At 34.3% G+C, this 15,045-nt stretch carries 30 protein-coding genes; 26 read left to right on the top strand and 4 right to left on the bottom strand.

What is annotated here, in order from left to right; translation table 11 throughout:
* The first annotated feature begins 76 nt into the window (after positions 1-76).
* From HFE01_RS06915 to HFE01_RS06880, 8 genes are all read left to right on the top strand, one after another.
* Positions 77-1,078: an ATP-binding protein gene (locus HFE01_RS06915; protein WP_167438060.1), complete on the top strand. Its 1,002-nt coding sequence runs from the start codon at positions 77-79 to the stop codon at positions 1,076-1,078.
* Between the two features lie 84 nt (positions 1,079-1,162).
* Positions 1,163-1,669, top strand: a complete 507-nt coding sequence (locus tag HFE01_RS06910; RefSeq protein WP_207714766.1) for a 3D domain-containing protein — start codon at positions 1,163-1,165, stop codon at positions 1,667-1,669.
* Positions 1,635-1,931, top strand: a complete 297-nt coding sequence (locus HFE01_RS27255) for a nucleotide modification associated domain-containing protein (protein ID WP_308736888.1) — start codon at positions 1,635-1,637, stop codon at positions 1,929-1,931. Before HFE01_RS06910 ends, HFE01_RS27255 begins: the two co-directional genes overlap by 35 nt.
* Complete coding sequence (locus HFE01_RS06900; protein WP_167438061.1) at positions 1,924-2,460, top strand: 5' nucleotidase, NT5C type; 537 nt, start codon at positions 1,924-1,926, stop codon at positions 2,458-2,460. Before HFE01_RS27255 ends, HFE01_RS06900 begins: the two co-directional genes overlap by 8 nt.
* A 147-nt stretch (positions 2,461-2,607) precedes the next feature.
* Complete coding sequence (locus tag HFE01_RS06895) at positions 2,608-2,793, top strand: hypothetical protein (protein ID WP_167438062.1); 186 nt, start codon at positions 2,608-2,610, stop codon at positions 2,791-2,793.
* Positions 2,786-2,983, top strand: a complete 198-nt coding sequence (locus HFE01_RS06890; RefSeq protein WP_167438063.1) for a hypothetical protein — start codon at positions 2,786-2,788, stop codon at positions 2,981-2,983. The genes HFE01_RS06895 and HFE01_RS06890 overlap by 8 nt, the downstream gene beginning before the upstream one ends.
* A 28-nt stretch (positions 2,984-3,011) precedes the next feature.
* On the top strand, positions 3,012-3,368 hold the full coding sequence (locus tag HFE01_RS06885; protein ID WP_167438064.1) for a hypothetical protein: 357 nt from the start codon (positions 3,012-3,014) through the stop codon (positions 3,366-3,368).
* Between the two features lie 34 nt (positions 3,369-3,402).
* Positions 3,403-3,636 carry a hypothetical protein gene (locus HFE01_RS06880; protein WP_167438065.1) on the top strand — a complete coding sequence of 78 codons (234 nt, stop codon included), beginning with the start codon at positions 3,403-3,405 and terminating at the stop codon, positions 3,634-3,636.
* Between the two features lie 135 nt (positions 3,637-3,771).
* On the opposite strand, the gene HFE01_RS06875 is transcribed toward HFE01_RS06880, so the two are convergent.
* Positions 3,772-4,089, bottom strand: coding sequence for a hypothetical protein (locus HFE01_RS06875; RefSeq protein WP_167438066.1), 318 nt, complete (start codon positions 4,087-4,089; stop codon positions 3,772-3,774).
* Between the two features lie 384 nt (positions 4,090-4,473).
* Between HFE01_RS06875 and HFE01_RS06870 the strand changes: the two genes are divergently transcribed.
* The 7 genes from HFE01_RS06870 to HFE01_RS06840 all read left to right on the top strand — a co-directional run bounded on the left by HFE01_RS06870 (position 4,474) and on the right by HFE01_RS06840 (position 8,301).
* Positions 4,474-4,902 carry a DarT1-associated NADAR antitoxin family protein gene (locus HFE01_RS06870; protein WP_167438067.1) on the top strand — a complete coding sequence of 143 codons (429 nt, stop codon included), beginning with the start codon at positions 4,474-4,476 and terminating at the stop codon, positions 4,900-4,902.
* Between the two features lie 86 nt (positions 4,903-4,988).
* Positions 4,989-5,657 (top strand): helix-turn-helix domain-containing protein, encoded by a 669-nt coding sequence (locus tag HFE01_RS06865; RefSeq protein WP_167438068.1) that lies wholly within the window; start codon positions 4,989-4,991, stop codon positions 5,655-5,657.
* 55 nt (positions 5,658-5,712) lie between these two features.
* Positions 5,713-5,961, top strand: coding sequence for a hypothetical protein (locus HFE01_RS06860; protein WP_167438069.1), 249 nt, complete (start codon positions 5,713-5,715; stop codon positions 5,959-5,961).
* A gap of 9 nt (positions 5,962-5,970) precedes the next feature.
* Positions 5,971-6,240 carry a hypothetical protein gene (locus HFE01_RS06855; protein WP_167438070.1) on the top strand — a complete coding sequence of 90 codons (270 nt, stop codon included), beginning with the start codon at positions 5,971-5,973 and terminating at the stop codon, positions 6,238-6,240.
* An 11-nt stretch (positions 6,241-6,251) separates the two neighbouring features.
* Positions 6,252-6,872: a hypothetical protein gene (locus HFE01_RS06850; RefSeq protein ID WP_167438071.1), complete on the top strand. Its 621-nt coding sequence runs from the start codon at positions 6,252-6,254 to the stop codon at positions 6,870-6,872.
* A gap of 41 nt (positions 6,873-6,913) precedes the next feature.
* Complete coding sequence (locus tag HFE01_RS06845; protein WP_167438072.1) at positions 6,914-7,594, top strand: Rha family transcriptional regulator; 681 nt, start codon at positions 6,914-6,916, stop codon at positions 7,592-7,594.
* A 269-nt stretch (positions 7,595-7,863) separates the two neighbouring features.
* Positions 7,864-8,301: a hypothetical protein gene (locus HFE01_RS06840; RefSeq protein ID WP_167438073.1), complete on the top strand. Its 438-nt coding sequence runs from the start codon at positions 7,864-7,866 to the stop codon at positions 8,299-8,301.
* Between the two features lie 75 nt (positions 8,302-8,376).
* Here the strand turns inward: HFE01_RS06840 and HFE01_RS06835 are convergent, their stop codons facing one another.
* From HFE01_RS06835 to HFE01_RS06825, 3 genes are all read right to left on the bottom strand, one after another.
* Positions 8,377-8,820: a hypothetical protein gene (locus HFE01_RS06835; protein WP_167438074.1), complete on the bottom strand. Its 444-nt coding sequence runs from the start codon at positions 8,818-8,820 to the stop codon at positions 8,377-8,379.
* 234 nt (positions 8,821-9,054) lie between these two features.
* A complete protein-coding gene (locus HFE01_RS06830; RefSeq protein ID WP_181955922.1) occupies positions 9,055-9,525 on the bottom strand; it encodes a copper amine oxidase N-terminal domain-containing protein in 471 nt (156 codons plus the stop codon).
* A 31-nt stretch (positions 9,526-9,556) separates the two neighbouring features.
* The gene (locus tag HFE01_RS06825; RefSeq protein WP_167438075.1) at positions 9,557-10,717 is read right to left on the bottom strand and encodes a hypothetical protein; all 1,161 of its coding nucleotides are present in this window, start codon (positions 10,715-10,717) and stop codon (positions 9,557-9,559) included.
* A 175-nt stretch (positions 10,718-10,892) separates the two neighbouring features.
* Here HFE01_RS06825 and HFE01_RS06820 point away from each other — a divergent pair, with 175 nt between their 5' ends.
* From HFE01_RS06820 to HFE01_RS06770, 11 genes are all read left to right on the top strand, one after another.
* Positions 10,893-11,405, top strand: a complete 513-nt coding sequence (locus HFE01_RS06820; RefSeq protein ID WP_019687634.1) for a siphovirus Gp157 family protein — start codon at positions 10,893-10,895, stop codon at positions 11,403-11,405.
* An 88-nt stretch (positions 11,406-11,493) separates the two neighbouring features.
* Positions 11,494-11,898: a hypothetical protein gene (locus HFE01_RS06815; protein ID WP_147288168.1), complete on the top strand. Its 405-nt coding sequence runs from the start codon at positions 11,494-11,496 to the stop codon at positions 11,896-11,898.
* 39 nt (positions 11,899-11,937) lie between these two features.
* Positions 11,938-12,123, top strand: a complete 186-nt coding sequence (locus HFE01_RS06810) for a hypothetical protein (protein WP_019687632.1) — start codon at positions 11,938-11,940, stop codon at positions 12,121-12,123.
* A 26-nt stretch (positions 12,124-12,149) separates the two neighbouring features.
* Complete coding sequence (locus HFE01_RS06805) at positions 12,150-12,329, top strand: hypothetical protein (protein ID WP_019687631.1); 180 nt, start codon at positions 12,150-12,152, stop codon at positions 12,327-12,329.
* Between the two features lie 30 nt (positions 12,330-12,359).
* Positions 12,360-12,605, top strand: coding sequence for a hypothetical protein (locus HFE01_RS06800; protein WP_167438076.1), 246 nt, complete (start codon positions 12,360-12,362; stop codon positions 12,603-12,605).
* A gap of 20 nt (positions 12,606-12,625) precedes the next feature.
* The gene (locus HFE01_RS06795) at positions 12,626-12,991 is read left to right on the top strand and encodes a hypothetical protein (RefSeq protein ID WP_167438077.1); all 366 of its coding nucleotides are present in this window, start codon (positions 12,626-12,628) and stop codon (positions 12,989-12,991) included.
* 35 nt (positions 12,992-13,026) lie between these two features.
* Positions 13,027-13,293: a hypothetical protein gene (locus tag HFE01_RS06790; protein WP_167438078.1), complete on the top strand. Its 267-nt coding sequence runs from the start codon at positions 13,027-13,029 to the stop codon at positions 13,291-13,293.
* 51 nt (positions 13,294-13,344) lie between these two features.
* Positions 13,345-13,539, top strand: coding sequence for a hypothetical protein (locus tag HFE01_RS06785; RefSeq protein WP_167438079.1), 195 nt, complete (start codon positions 13,345-13,347; stop codon positions 13,537-13,539).
* 21 nt (positions 13,540-13,560) lie between these two features.
* On the top strand, positions 13,561-14,154 hold the full coding sequence (locus HFE01_RS06780; RefSeq protein WP_167438080.1) for a hypothetical protein: 594 nt from the start codon (positions 13,561-13,563) through the stop codon (positions 14,152-14,154).
* Positions 14,138-14,317: a hypothetical protein gene (locus HFE01_RS06775; RefSeq protein WP_167438081.1), complete on the top strand. Its 180-nt coding sequence runs from the start codon at positions 14,138-14,140 to the stop codon at positions 14,315-14,317. Before HFE01_RS06780 ends, HFE01_RS06775 begins: the two co-directional genes overlap by 17 nt.
* A 292-nt stretch (positions 14,318-14,609) precedes the next feature.
* Positions 14,610-14,981 (top strand): hypothetical protein, encoded by a 372-nt coding sequence (locus tag HFE01_RS06770; RefSeq protein WP_167438082.1) that lies wholly within the window; start codon positions 14,610-14,612, stop codon positions 14,979-14,981.
* Positions 14,982-15,045 lie beyond the last annotated feature (64 nt).

The following is a 15,045-nucleotide window of genomic DNA, read 5'->3' as shown; positions in this document are numbered from 1 at the left end:
AGTTAGATTGTGCTGGCGGCTAGTTTGCTGCTAGTCGCCTAATTTACATTTTAAATTAGGGAGAGATTTTATACATATGTCAACATTAGATATTTTTAATCCACAAGTTTCAGTAGTTGCAAGAGGGCTAGAAGGCAAAATCATCACAATTTATGGTAGTAACAACTTGGGCAAAACTAAGCAAGCTACACGTTTTAAGAAACCTTTTTACCTAGGATTTGAAAAAGGACTCAATGCAATTGCTGGTGTTCCATTTGCTCCAATCAACAACTGGAGCGACTTTAAAAAGGTAAATAAACAATTAACTCACAAATCCACGGTAAGTAAAGCGCGAGAAGTATACCAGACTATTATCTTTGATGAAGTTGAAGCATCAGCTCGTTACTGCGCTAAGTATATTTGCGATAAATATGATTCAGATACAATTGCATCTGGACGAGATGGGTTTGGTCTTTGGAAAGAGTATGAGACAGCATACTGGGAAGAGATTGATAAGTTGATTGGAGCAGGATTCACAGTTGTTTTCATTGCCCACCAAACTGAGGATAAAGAAGGAAAGTTCTGGCCTAAAGGTGACAAGAGAGCACTTGCTCCAGTTATCGACAATAGTGATATCGTGGTTTACCTTCGTTCCAATGGGACTGATGAAAAAAACCAAGTAATTAAATCTTCTGCTTTCCTTGCTGAAACAGATAAATTCTTTGCTCGTAGCCGCTTTGATTACATCCAAACTGGGCTAAGAGAATTTACTGCTGAAGCATTGGAAGAAGCTATTATCAAAGCAATCGAAAAACAAGAAGAAGTAGAAGGAATTAAGGCTGTTACTTATGAGGAGCAAAAAGAGACGCTTAAATCCCAAGATCTGAACTTTGAAGAGTTGAAGACAAATATCATTGCTGCGGGTAGATTTCTGCATGAATGTGGCAAAGGAGATACAGTTACAGATATCATCGAGAATGGACTTGGAAAAGGTAAAAAGGTTACCGACTTTACAAAGAACCATGTTGAGATGATGGTTGGTGTATTGGATGAATTGAATGACGCTGTGCGAGAATTTAAAGAGTCACAGCCGGAATAGAATAACACAGTAAAAGACAGAGTTTATCAGAAAATAGCCTCACTATAGAAGTGGGGCTTCATACTAAAACAGGAGCGTGATACGTTGGGTGAGCTAATCCTCTCTCTGCTATTGGCGCTATCAGTTTGCAACAACACTGAAGCACAAAGTGTCAATCAAGTACGAGAAATGAAAAACACGACCATTAAGCAAGAAGTAAAGGTTGCTAAGTTGGGTAAGATTGAACAAGTGAAAAATAAGAAAGATACATACAAATGGGATCGCTTTGAGTTAACAGCCTACACCAATAATCAAGGTAGAAGTGTACACAGCAAAGACTATGGAAGAACTGCTTCAGGTAAAATGACAAAGGCTGGTGAAACAATAGCTGCTGACTGGAGGGTACTGCCTAAGGGGACAGTGGTTTATATAGATGGTGTAGGTAGAAGAGTAGTACAGGATAAAGGTGGAGCAATTAAGGGTCACAAAATTGATGTGTATGTCAGAACAGAAAATGAAGCAAGACAATTTGGTAGAAAGAAACATGTAAAAGTACGAGTGATTAAGTGGGGAGAGAATAAAGATCGAAAACAATCAGGAACAGCGAATTGAGAAAATTTGTGGTGAGGTTGAGTCACTTCTAAAAAGAAAGAATCATGATTACGGAAATTCTTTTAGTATCCAGTTTGAGAAATATGGAATTTTAAGTGCGCTAATCCGCATGGACGATAAAATGAGAAGACTTGAAAACTTGGTTCAAGGAAGTAAGGCCAAGGTTGAAGAATCAATTGAAGATACATTACTTGATCAAATTGGTTATGGAATACTCGCTTTAGTTGAATTAAGAAAACAGAAAGAGGGATTGAATGGCTAAGAAAGTATTAGCTGTCGATCAGGACAATGTTATTGCCGACCTGCTCAGTGAGTGGGTACGGCGTTACAATCTTGATTACAATGATGATTTACACCCAGATCAAATTAACGCTTGGAATTGGCATCATCTATGCAAAGAAGAATGTGGGGATAAAATATATAAGTATCTTGATGAACCTGACTTCTTTTATAGCCTGCCCGTAATGGAGGGATGCCAAGAAGTACTGAAAGAATTGAACTACAATTATGACATCTACATTGTGACAGCTCCATTCAACTTGAACAATGTTGTGCCTAAATATAAATGGCTGGTAAAGCACTTCCCTTTTTTAGATGAAAATAAATTTGTATTTACAAGGGACAAATCTATAATAGCAGCCAATTATTTAATTGACGATAAACCTAAAAATTTAGAGAATTTCAAAGGGAATAAGATTCTGTATAATGCACCACACAATCTTGATGAGAAGCGATTTTTTCGAGTAAACAACTGGAATGAAGTAAGAGAAATTTTGTTGGATTGGAAGTGATAAAGTGTTGCCATTTAACTTTGAACGATTATTCGAATTATATAATTACTTAGAAATTGATGATATTGATTATGGAGAGCTTCAGGAGTTACGCGATAAGATTTACGACTTAAAACAAATTGTTGAAGATAAAATGGATGTATATTGATGAACAGAACTAAGACGATTAAATACATAAATGAAAATTGCGTTGATGAGATGGTCAAGCAAGTAAAAGTTAAAGGATCAAATATTAATCAGGTTATTGAAGCAGCCAAGGAGTCAAGGACTCAGTATGGGTTAAAGGTGCAGGAATTTATCGAACAACTAGATGAGGTAGAGAGCGATGTTTAAGTGGATAGCATATGGCTTAACTATGCCTAAGGATATTCTTTTTATCGACAAAAATAATGACGATATGTGGGCATCACATGATAAAGCTTTAGAACATCTAAAAGATAATCGTATAGAATTTGATACTTTGAGTAATTATGACCCAAAGATAGACGTGGACATTGACCTGATGTTGGTAATAGAAATTTAGTAAAACCTGTATTTTACAAGGAGGATAAATGGAACAGATTCAATCTCATGAAGTTAAAGATATTTGGCGAATTAGAGAAGGACTATTAGTAGAAATTCATAAATATAAGTCTCTTGGATATCACATACACAGCAAGAAAGAAGAAAAGCGTGTGAAAGGCTGTAAAGGACTGACTGAACTAACAAAGGAATATACCGATTCTTATTATCAAAAGACTTTTCCTAAAGGAACATTGTTTTATCATGGTTCACCAGTTGAGCCAGTAACTGATCCACAGCAATTTAAAATTGAGATTAAATCGAGTGGTGGTTCAATTTGGGGGTCAATCAATGAAGTTAATGTGGCACTTAAAGACATCAATACATTGGTCGGCAAATACCAATGAAAATTGAATTTGATCGGGGAACGAGGAGGTAATCATGGAAGAGTTCATAAAATTTTATGATTCAATAAAAAAGTATCATAAAAGTTGGACGCTAGAAGTATATCATTCAGACGTTCTAGATTGGTGTATTTCTGTGGGATACAGAATCGGTCATCCATGGCATGGGCGAACTATAATCCATGTTCAAAGCAATGATATTGAATTGGCTTTCGCAAAGGCCCAAGTGGAACTAAAAGAGTGGCTGTTGGAGAAGGACGGAGGATACTGAGCTTTTATTTATTCTAAGGAAATGTAGGACTATAAAATAAAGATTTGATGATAAAGTATGTACACTATATGAATAGTAGGCTCAGGTAAATAGAAAAATATAGAGCCTACTATTCATAAAATTAATTAACTAAACTTATCGATTTACCCATCCTGCATAAGTGACTGTCCAAGTGTAACCTGTTTGTCCATCGACAGAACGCAAAGGTATGGTGCCCGTCCAACCATCTTGATTGTACCCATAATACATAGGCAAACTAGACATATCAGGAAAAGATGATTTCGGTAAAACCTCTTGATGAGTGACATATTTAGTTTCAAAAGGTGTTATTGATGAAATTTTACTTGAGTTAGTATTAGTGGTTTGTGTGGTAGCACTAGCCGCAAAAGATGTTGATCCAAGTGTGAAACAAGCAACAACAGTCAACAGACTAACTAATAGTTTCTTTTTCATCTTTATCATCCTTTCATATTTGGAATACACATTTATCATAGTGGATGTTTTACCATAAGTAAACAATAAAATGAATTAATTGTAAATGATGATGAACATAATGTGAACATCATATTAAATTTAATTAAAATTGATATTTCATTAGGAAAGGAGAGATTTATCTGAGCGTTCAAAGCGCAAAACATTTTATTGAGCAGCAGTTAGACTACTACGAAAACTTTATTCCTGATTTAGAGAGAGAAAAGGAAGATTTGGGGCATAAGTTGGAGTTAGTTCAAAGTCGAATTGAAATTTACAAAGAAAAGTTCTCTGATTATAGAACAATATTAGATCAATTAAAAAGCGATGTGTAAATAAAATCGATCATTTATCAAGAAGTAGATAATGAAAATAAAAATACTTGAATGTTCATCAAAAGGAGATAAACGATTTTCCGCTTTTTATGCGAAAGTAAGGGCATGGGGTAGGTTTAATTCAATAGAAAATCACTATCAGATGTGTAAGAGATTTGGGGATTATAAACCATCAAACTGGAAAGATGCAAAGGGAAAACAACCTACACACATTGAGTTGAACGGAAAACAATACGATCTTAATTATTTGTCACAATGGTACAAAATGCTTTGGGTAAATTATTTAGATAACCATCCTGATTTGGTAAGGTATGCAGAAGAGTTTGATGATTTTAATGACATTTTCAAAGGTAAAAGCTTGAACTGTCAAGCAGACGTAATTAGACAATACATAAAGCAAGGCAGACAATCTTTGGTAGACGAATATCAAGAACTAATGGATTTATTTAGATCGAAGTAAAATCAGCATTTCACTATGTTAAAACAATTTAGTATTTACATAATATTATTATAATACTATAATGATCTCAAAAGGAGGTTGTTACAGTGATAATAAAATTTCACAATCTTTTGAAAAAGTACAGAAATGAACATGGTATAAGCAGAAGAGCATTTTCCGAAAAAGTAGGTCTTCATGAATCCACTATTCAAAAGTATGAAAATCTAGAGATTGCTGTTTCAAAAAGTAACGCACTGTATCTTGGAAAAAATATGGGGATGAGTGAATATAATATACTCATATCGCTTGATGATCCTCCTGTGATAGGAGTAGATATTTCAGGCTCATTAATCTCAGATGAAAAAATGCAAGAAGAGCTTCGTTTAAATTACACAATATCTGCACTAGGATCTCTTTATAACATTCTTTCAAAAAATGATGTGTTAATTGATTTAGAAATAGATACGGGAATAAATAAGACAAGACTAAATGAGGTTAAAGAAAGTTGTTTTGAAAGTATACCAGTAACTATGTTTGAAGCCACGGCTATTTGTAAGGCTCTGGATCGAAGGTTCAGCGAGTTGTTTGCCGTGGTTGCCAATGATTATTTCAATGACATTAAAGCTATAGATATAGCACACTCACTTCAACAATTTATACAAAAGCAAAAAGAGCTGGTATTTGTTTGGGACAAAGTAGATGTTAGTGTAACGGAGAAAGAATCAGCTTTGCTTAGAGAAATGCTAAAAACGATAAGGAAACTTGATTTTAAATGAATTGTACAAATGGGGGGATTATTTCCCCCCATCAGATAATGACAGAGGAGGCACAATGAAGATTTATCACACACAAACCGCAAAAAATAAGCAATACAAGTACCATATTTTGAGTGATATTGGTGAACATGTATATCATTCACTATGCAACTCTGGGAGCTTTTGGGTAGGTGGGTATCATAATGATAAGCCAGCAATTAAGCCTATTTTAATTGATTTTGATAATAATTATGCCAATAAACTATGTCCTTCTTGTGTATTACAAGCGTATAAAAACGGAATGATTGGAATCTATGAAAGGTAAGGTGAATAAATGGCTACAGCAGAAGAGCGTGAAACTGTATGTGTGTGTAATGATGAAACAAATGAGTGGGAAGTGTACAGTTGTTCCCCTAAAACAATCACAAAAATCAAAAAAGCTGGTTTGGAGCTGCTTCGAGTTGATGCAGATGGTGGTCATTACTTCAAGGGTGACTATGGGCAGGTATCATTGCGTGCTAAGAGTAGTGGTCGCAACTGGACACCCGAACAGAGACAGGCTGCTGCTGATAGAATGAGAGCAATAGCAACTAAAAATACGTAAGAAGTGGTTTAATGAAAATAAATCAACAGTTTCAATGTGAGAAATGTGAAGAGGTTTTTACAGATGAGGGCAATTGCGCCAACCACGAAGCAAATTGTTGTCCAGAAGAGACAAGATGGTGCTATAAATGTGGTAAAACAGAAACTTGGAATGAAAAAGATGATTGGGCATTTAGTTATCAAGAGCAATGGCACACAATCAATCTTGGAAGAGTGGGATATGGTAGTTCATTAGATGCATGCGATGTTGAATTTACAATTTGTGATGATTGTTTGTATGGATTTATAGATACATTTACGATAGAAGGACAAGAAAAAATACATAATAGTGGTTCGAATGGTGATTTACCAACAGATATTTGGATTCGCGAAGCAAGAGGCGAATTGAGTGATGAAGAGTATGAAGATTATGGTATGTATTCCCCTCGTCAAATTAAAGCTTACAAAGAAAGATTTCCTATATGTGAAAAGGTAATAATTTATGAATATGAGGATGGAAGCAGGGGGAGTCATTGTTGTAACTTTACCTTTGGAGACAGAGAAGGTAAGGCCGACCGTAATGGACACTCCAAGTGTTTTGATTGTGTTTCTTTTAAAGAAAGAACTGGGGAAATAGAAATTGAAAAAGCATAAAGATTATCAAATAAGAATTTTACATAGAAGGGAATTAAATTTTGAGTAAAAAGTTAAAAACTATTATGGGTGACGAATTTGGAATTACTGCACTTGATGGTATACCAGTAGTAAGTAGTAGAAAAGTTGGAGAAATATTTGTAAAACGACACGATCATGTACTCAGAGATATTGCAAACATTCAAAGTTCACTCCCCAAAATTGGGGAGTCAGATTGGGACATTAATTTTATAAAATCGTCCTATAAAAATGATCGAGGAAAAGAGTATCCAGAGTTTTTGTTGACTGAAAATGGATTCACACTTTTGGCAATGGGATTTACAGGTGAAAATGCAATTAAATTTAAAATAAAATACATAGAGAAATTCAACGAAATGAAAAAGTTCATTCAAGAGCGACAACTGGCACGAATTGAATATCCAGCATTAACAACGATGATTAAAATGTCTCACGAAAATCCAAATCCGTTTCATTACAGTAATGAGGCAGACATGATAAATAAGATAGTACTCGGGATGACTTCAAAAAAATTCAAAGAGAAACATAGTCTAAAGAAACATCAAGGAATCAGAGATTTTATGAGTCATCAGCAAGTGGAAGCGATTGTTAAATTACAACAAGTAGATGTTGGACTAGTAGCATCAATTAAAGATATTTCTGGACGAAAAAAAATATTAGAGGACTATTATTATAGAATCTACGGGAAGCTATCCTTGATTTAAAATCGCGATTTAATTGAAATTATCTCGTTTAGAAAAGAGTGGATTTATTTTTGATTAACTTTTTGATTGGCTTACTTCTCTTTATTATTGATTTCATTATTGTATTGGGAATCTACTGCGTGATAGGTCTTTTATGGACAATTGCAGAAAAAGTATTTTATGGCACGATCACACCTAGATGCATTGACGATATTGTTGCTTTTGTTTTAGCCTGCTCTATTTATTTGAATCTAGTTAGATTGTAATTTTAGATTAAAAGGAGAGATATGATGATTCAGAAAATTGAAATTAAAACCCCAAAGTATGAAACTGTACAAGTGGGGGAAGATGTTGAAACAATGTGGGAGACAAGTGATGGTAAGCAATTCGAAAGTGAAGGCGATGCAGAACGACATGAGTTTTACCAGTGTAAAATTAATCATAGAGGTCACAATCTCCCCATACAAGGGCTTGAGTTATTTGATTTTACATGTGTTGAAGATTTAGAAAGATACGAAAAGGACTATTTGTATAATGAACATGTTAAAAAGTATGATAAAAAATCAATGAGCTTTCCAAATACATATGCAATGTATGAAGAAGATGATCCTACTTTCGATTATGAAGATTATGATGATTACTACAATCGACCAGACAAGCATATTTATTTTATGACCCTTGAGGACTATAAAAATAAACTGATAACTGCCGTCAAAAACTTTCGTTGAAGAATCATTGACAATGTAAATTTAATGTAAAATAGAAATTTCATAAAAAAGAAGAGCAGCCTTACAGACCGCTCCCTAGAGAATAGTATGTCTCAGCTCATAGTGACAGCGAATAAGATTATCGGGGAGGGTATATCCATGAGGAACTCTTGCGAAAAAGTAGAGCAGAGTGTCTGTTTCTTTCTCTGTTAGTTCGTGTGAAATTACGTTAAACACGTTTTCCATAAACTTTAGAAACCTCTGATTTGGTGTGGAATTGGGGAACTGATACATGTCATAGGAAGATTCGTGCCAGTTTTTAATGATAAGTTCATCATCTCCAAACGATCTTAAATGAAGAGCGGTAATCAAAGCGTCACCTAGAAATATGTTAGCGTTTAATTTCTGGAGCACCTTAAGTACAGTTGACGGTATCTTGATTGCAGTATTTTTTTTACTATTTAATAAGTAACGCGCGCCGTCAGAAGAATTGATTTTTGATTTATCAAATTCTTTGAGTGGTTTAGGAGAGAGTGCCATTTAATTGCCACCTTTAGTGAGAGTTAGTATTTATATTATAAACCTTCTCATTAAATAAAGCACAAATAATTGAATAAAAGAGGACTTTTATTGAGTCAAAATTAAACAACAAAGTTTTGATTCTTTTGAACTTTATCTTTCAAAAAGCTGGAAAAATGGAGCACTCTTCCTAAGTCGAACAAAAACAACAGAGAAAGACCACCTTATCAAAAAGGTGGTCTAGATTAAAAAATGTTACTTGGAAGTTGTAATGTTCACATTCAATGTTCCATCAATTTTTTTAGCATCAACTTTAGCTCCCAATACTTCAGAAACAATTCGCAATGGAACTTGAATGCGAGTTGCCGGACTTTGCGGTGCAACAAGCAAGGTTTTCTTTTCACCATTGACATACGCAGTTTTGCTACCGACCGCTAATTTAATTACAGTTCCGTCTTTCGATTGGATGGTGACTTGTTGCAAAGCTTTATTCCAATCTGTTACTTTGCCACCTAAATTTTCAGAAACAAAACGAAGAGGAACAAAAGCTGTATTTGTAGCATTATCAATATACGGAGGCGCATCTGAATTAGTTCCGAAATTAACGGGAACATTGTTTACCTCCACATTAATTGTGTAATTATAAGGATGTTTTGTTGCACTGGCTTGTACGCTTAATGCAAGTGAAAAAATAAGAAACACAGAAACCATAAAGAATCTTTTCATGATGTCTTTCTCCTTTTAATTCAAAGTACAATCAATTTACTGAAAAGACATATCTTTCTGACTGCCCTGACTTGGTATAGTCTATTTTTCCTCCGTGAGTCCATACGTCGTTGCTTAATCCTGAGACGCTACTTGGGTAAACAGAACTGGAACTATTGTTAGTTAGAAATTTCATATTGTTCCAAATAGCAGGTGTAGTGTATCCATAGTGGAATGGGCTGGTGGTTGAAGTGGCAGAACCCATAGCTATTGCAGTTAGCCGCTTAACTGATCTACCTGTGCTTCCTAATCCATTAAATCTAACAACATAAATATCCGAGTAATTTATTTGCTCTCTAATGGTGAGCGTTGAGTCTGTTGAGTAATAATATACTTTATAGCCGTTAATTTTGTCACCACCATAGAACTTTTTAGTTGTATCATAGTAATATTTACCACTACTAGGTTGTGGTATGCCATTGGTATTTCCTGAATCAACAGTATGATTTGATTTTGCATGGAACATTGGATACCACCCAGCTGGAGTAAACTGAGAAGCAATTCCTTCAAATCCAACTTCAGCTACTCCATCAACACCAGTGTATAAGTAGGCTGCCTCTGAATATTTCAAAGCATCAGTGATATTATAAGTTGGCAAAACAACAGAGTCTGCAACTACGCCATTATATATTTTATTAGCGTTACTAGCGGGAGTTTGAAGGCGATGGAATGCCCCTGTTTCTTTGCCTGCTGTGTTTCCTTGATTACCTAAGTAAGATTGTGTAGAGATTCTTTCATGTGGTTCAGTTCCATATGTAGATTCTGTAGTTGTGATTTCTCTTGTTTCAAAATTTGATCGGATATCGCCTTTATCGGAGGAAGTTGCGTTAATTAATTCTCCATCTGAATCGAAGTCTAGAAGAACAACTTCTGCATTTTCCAATTTTTTGATGTTTTCTTTTGTGGTTTGACTAATGCTAGAACTTTCTGTGATGTTGTCTAAAGTTTTATCGAATTCCTTATTGCTCAAAGTTGACATGCCTTTTGCAGTACTAGATGCACCTTTATCTAGTAAGATTTCTTGTTCAATCGCTTCTTTAATATACTGGTCATAGTTGTTGGGAGTAGCATTTTCTTGGGCATTTGCCATTAAAGAAGGGATTGATGCAGATAGGAGCAAAACAGATAAAGCAACTTTAGCTACTTTTAACATAGTATATCCTCCTTGATATTGGGTTTATATAGTAAGCTGGCCAGCATTACTTCCCAAAAAAACTTACTGAAAAAGTATAATATGAATAAAAATATATAGCAAGGAAAAGTTTTGTTGCTATTTACTAGTATAAAACATAGATTTTACCATAATACATACAAAAGGATGATAAAGTATGAGTAAGTTATATGAGCTTGGGGAGCAGTATAGAGTATTTAACAATTTTGTAGATTCTGCGTGGGACAATGACGATTTAACGGAAGATGATTTGCAACTGTACATTGAGACACTAGAATCTATTGAAGATGAGATTAGTAATAAGGCAGAGAATATCGCTAAGTTCATGAAAAACATCGAGGGAGATATCAAAGCCTTAAAAGAAGAAGAAGATCGACTTGCAAAAAAACGCAAATACCTTCAGAACAAAATAGAAGGATTAAAGAGCTACACTCAAGCTGTGCTAGAAGTAAATAAAATTGACAAGATAGACGCAGGTCTATTTAAAGTTAGACTACAAAAGAATCCTCCATCCATTAATATTGTGAATGAAAGAGCTATTCCTAATACATACAGAATTCCGCAACCCGATAAGATTGATACCAAGGGGTTATTGGCTGCCGTAAAACAGGGTAAAGTTGTTGAAGGTGTTGAATTAGTGACAGATAAAAAGCATTTGCGTATTAGTTAGTGCAAAGCCTCCTTTAATGGAGGTTTTTTTTATTTAAATAAGCAAAAATAATGAAATATATTGATATCAAACAAGATGGATGCTATAATTGATTTATGGAAAGATACATATCAATTCAAAAAAAGAGGTGAGTAAAATGTATCACTGTATTGGAGTACCCAAGAGGCATTTATTCCATCTATCTCACTATGAGGGCTGTGGGGAGAAGTGGGTATTTGATTATGACAAATGTCCGATTTGTAGAGGATACTTAATTCCAGAGTCGCTAATTAGCAAGCAAGCTAATCATTCTGAAGTTATACAATTGAAAAAAGAAAGTATAGAGGAGGAAAGCAGTTTGCCAAAGCTTCTGTATGAAATTAAAACTTATGAATATGAAAATTATGAAGAGTATCTTCAACACGCCGTAGAAATGACAAACAATGGATGGAAATTTCAATCTCAAAGTAACAATCATAAGGAAGTTGTTTGGACAATCGATCATAGAAATTAGCTAAAAGAGTTCTTTTATTAAGAAAGGGGAGAATTGGGTATGGGACGCTTCGATAATAATAAACTACAAGTCAACGAAAAGAGAATGATTCTTCAACACTACAAAGCTATTAAGGAAACTTTACTTGAGTTACAAGAAGAAACAATGAACAACTTAGATTACTCAGCATTTGAGAGAACGATTGAATTTATTGATAATAAAGTAAACTTAATTAAGAATAGTTGATGGTCTGTTTCATAAGGAGTTGAACAATGAGAAAAATATCAGAAGCTCAATACAAGAAAATAATAAAAATGTTTAACGATCAAGTAAATAAAGAAACGAGCGCGATGACTATCGTGTTATCATCTTGGGGAAGAAATTCTGAATTAGTAAAATTGGAGAATGAAGCAAGCGCAAAGAAAGAGGAGTTCATTAAACTGTTTCAGTAAAAGGCACGTTTTATAAGTAGGAGGAAATTGATGTATAAGAAGTATTGGAACGAAGATGGTAAACAATACAAGATAAAAATTGATGAAGTCAGAGTTAATACAAGCAGAGAACATGGGATGACTTACTACAAACTTGTTCAAAAACTAAAAATCTACCAGAAGAAAAAATACTGCTTGGGTTGGAAGTGTATTTATATAAATCAATGGGACGAAAAAAGGGGCGAGGATTTAATTAAAAGAATCCGTGAGAGCACTAATGATTGCTTCAGTAAATAAATAAAGGAGAGAAATCTTTTATGACTATAAGTGTGCCAATTGAAATTATCAGAAATAATAAAACTCAGGAGTTTATTGAGTTGCAACAAGTACATGAAAGTTTAGACAACGAATTGAAAAGATGCGCTATTAAGCTGGAAGAATTATATGTCGAATTAAATAAAACAATTAATCCAACAGATCGTTATGGTCATTCATACACTTACAACTACGAATACTTTAAGAAACGAACAGCATGGAGAGAAGCGTTGCTTATGCAAGATGCGATTAACGAAGTTGTGAACGTAGAAGGAGAAATGCAAGAAGTAAATGCGGCATACATAGAAGTCAGAGAGAAACTTAGAGTTATTTATAGAAAATGTGGTATGACAGATGTGGTTATTTAAGTGGTGTTGATTTATGTAACAAAAGGAGGATGAATATGTTTTTTGTGGGTCTAGCAGAAATAGAAACTTTTGATGTTGTAGAAACTCCTATTTACAATAAAGAGGTTGAAGAGTTATTGCAATATTTTTATGGAGATTACTATGAAATAGCTTTTGTTGTAGAGGGTGAAGCTAAATTTTTTAAGCCGCTATATAAAGAACCAATTTCGGATCTCCTGAAGAAATGGACATCTAGCTGGAAAGCAGAAGATAATAATGAATATAAAAGTAAACTAGCACGACTAAAAGTAATTATTCAGTAAAATGCGTGTTTGATTAAGAATTTAATGTTGTAAATCTAGAGGGAATATGAAGTGATTAAAATCAAAGTTAACACAAGCAGTATTTGTTTGAAATGTACACATTTCTGGCATGAATGTGGAGATGCAGTCCAACAGGATGAATACGAATGTCTTGAGACTTGTAGTAATTCAGATGAAGCTATTCAAGAATTTTTTGAGAATAAACATGAAATAAAAGAATGTAGAGGGTTTGAAAGAGAGTATTAATAAAAAAATAGGAGGTACTGAATGGAATTGGAGTTAATGAAAAAAGAATATGAACAAGTGGAATCGGATTACAAATCTGTACTGTCTAGAACGGCAAAATTGAGCATTAGTGAAGAAATGAGTAAACTGAAGCGGAAAATTGATGACGAAGAACGTAGACTGAATGCCGAAATAAAGGTTGTAAACATCAATGGAGTTAATTATGAAGTCCCAAATGGATTTGGTTTTTATCGAGAAGTTGATCGTTATACATATGAAGTAAAAGATGAATGTTTGTATCGATTTGAAAAGATGAAATTAGATTCAGATGGAAGTTTTCACTTGCACCACCATGTATGGATTCCACAAAGAGAGGATAAGTTTGTAGATCTCTGTGTTCGTGTTCTGGGTGGTGATAGGTTCGGAGAAAGATACTTTATAAGTGCCAGTTACTATAAGCATCCATCTGATTCGTTTCCATATATGCACAAGTATGTTCGGACTGACAATTACGGATACAAACCCATCTATTCATATGTTATTGCTAAGATGGGACTAAAGCATAAAAAGGATAATTGGGACACTAATAAGCTTGAGTGGATTGAAAAGGAGAAGAGAAATGAAGCAGAAAAATGAACAAAGTATTTATGTAGTACAAGGGAGAAGTGGAATTGTATTTTCTGCAACTTCAAATTACGAAGAAGCCTTAAATGTTATGAACAATTTGAATGAGATGGAATACGGTAGAGCCAGAATGGAACATTGGGAACATAATAGAGTTGTGCTTCGGGAGTCGTGATGAATTTATGCAAAGGTGGTGCCAAAGTGGATATTGACACTTGCCCATATTGTAGTGGTAGGCCATTGGCAGACAGAAAGCCATTAATGAGAAATCACAGTGATGACTATTCAGTTTTCATTAATAGCTGCAATTATCTGGAGGATAGTGTTATTGGTGGAAGCGAACTTCATTCATTGTATGGGGTAAAAATATATTTCTGTCCTGTGTGTGGTAGAAAACTGTAGGTTGATGAAATACATATTTTACATAGAAAATAAAAATACAAACTCAATTTTATTGGAGGATTATTATGGATAAGATTATTGCTTCAGAACAATTGCTTGACAAGATCATAAATATTGACCCTCCTTTGAAAGCTGCCATGAGCGACAAAAGCACAAAAACTATTGTTATTAACAAACTAAGTGAAGGATTTGAGGGTATTGTAGCTCATTATCCGCATTTGATCGATGACATCCAAAGAAGGATTGTTGAGTATCATAAAAACAAGGGGAGGGATGGGAAGATCACTGATTTCGTGTCACTTGTTGATTGGTACAGTATGAGCTTGTTAGAAAAACCTGCGGAGTGGTGGGATAGCACAGGAGAATACTTTAATTTAAGAATGAATGAAGTTATCAATATGTTTCTTATGGCTAGATTCAATTTTGGATTGGTATAAAATGAACATTTTAATATAAAGGGTGACAAAAATTCTAATTACTTATCTTAATACTGCTTTGGGT

This window comes from Paenibacillus sp. EKM10P (assembly GCF_011800655.1).
GTDB lineage: Bacteria > Bacillota > Bacilli > Paenibacillales > Paenibacillaceae > Paenibacillus > Paenibacillus polymyxa.
This window is presented reverse-complemented; position numbering and strand designations above follow the sequence as displayed.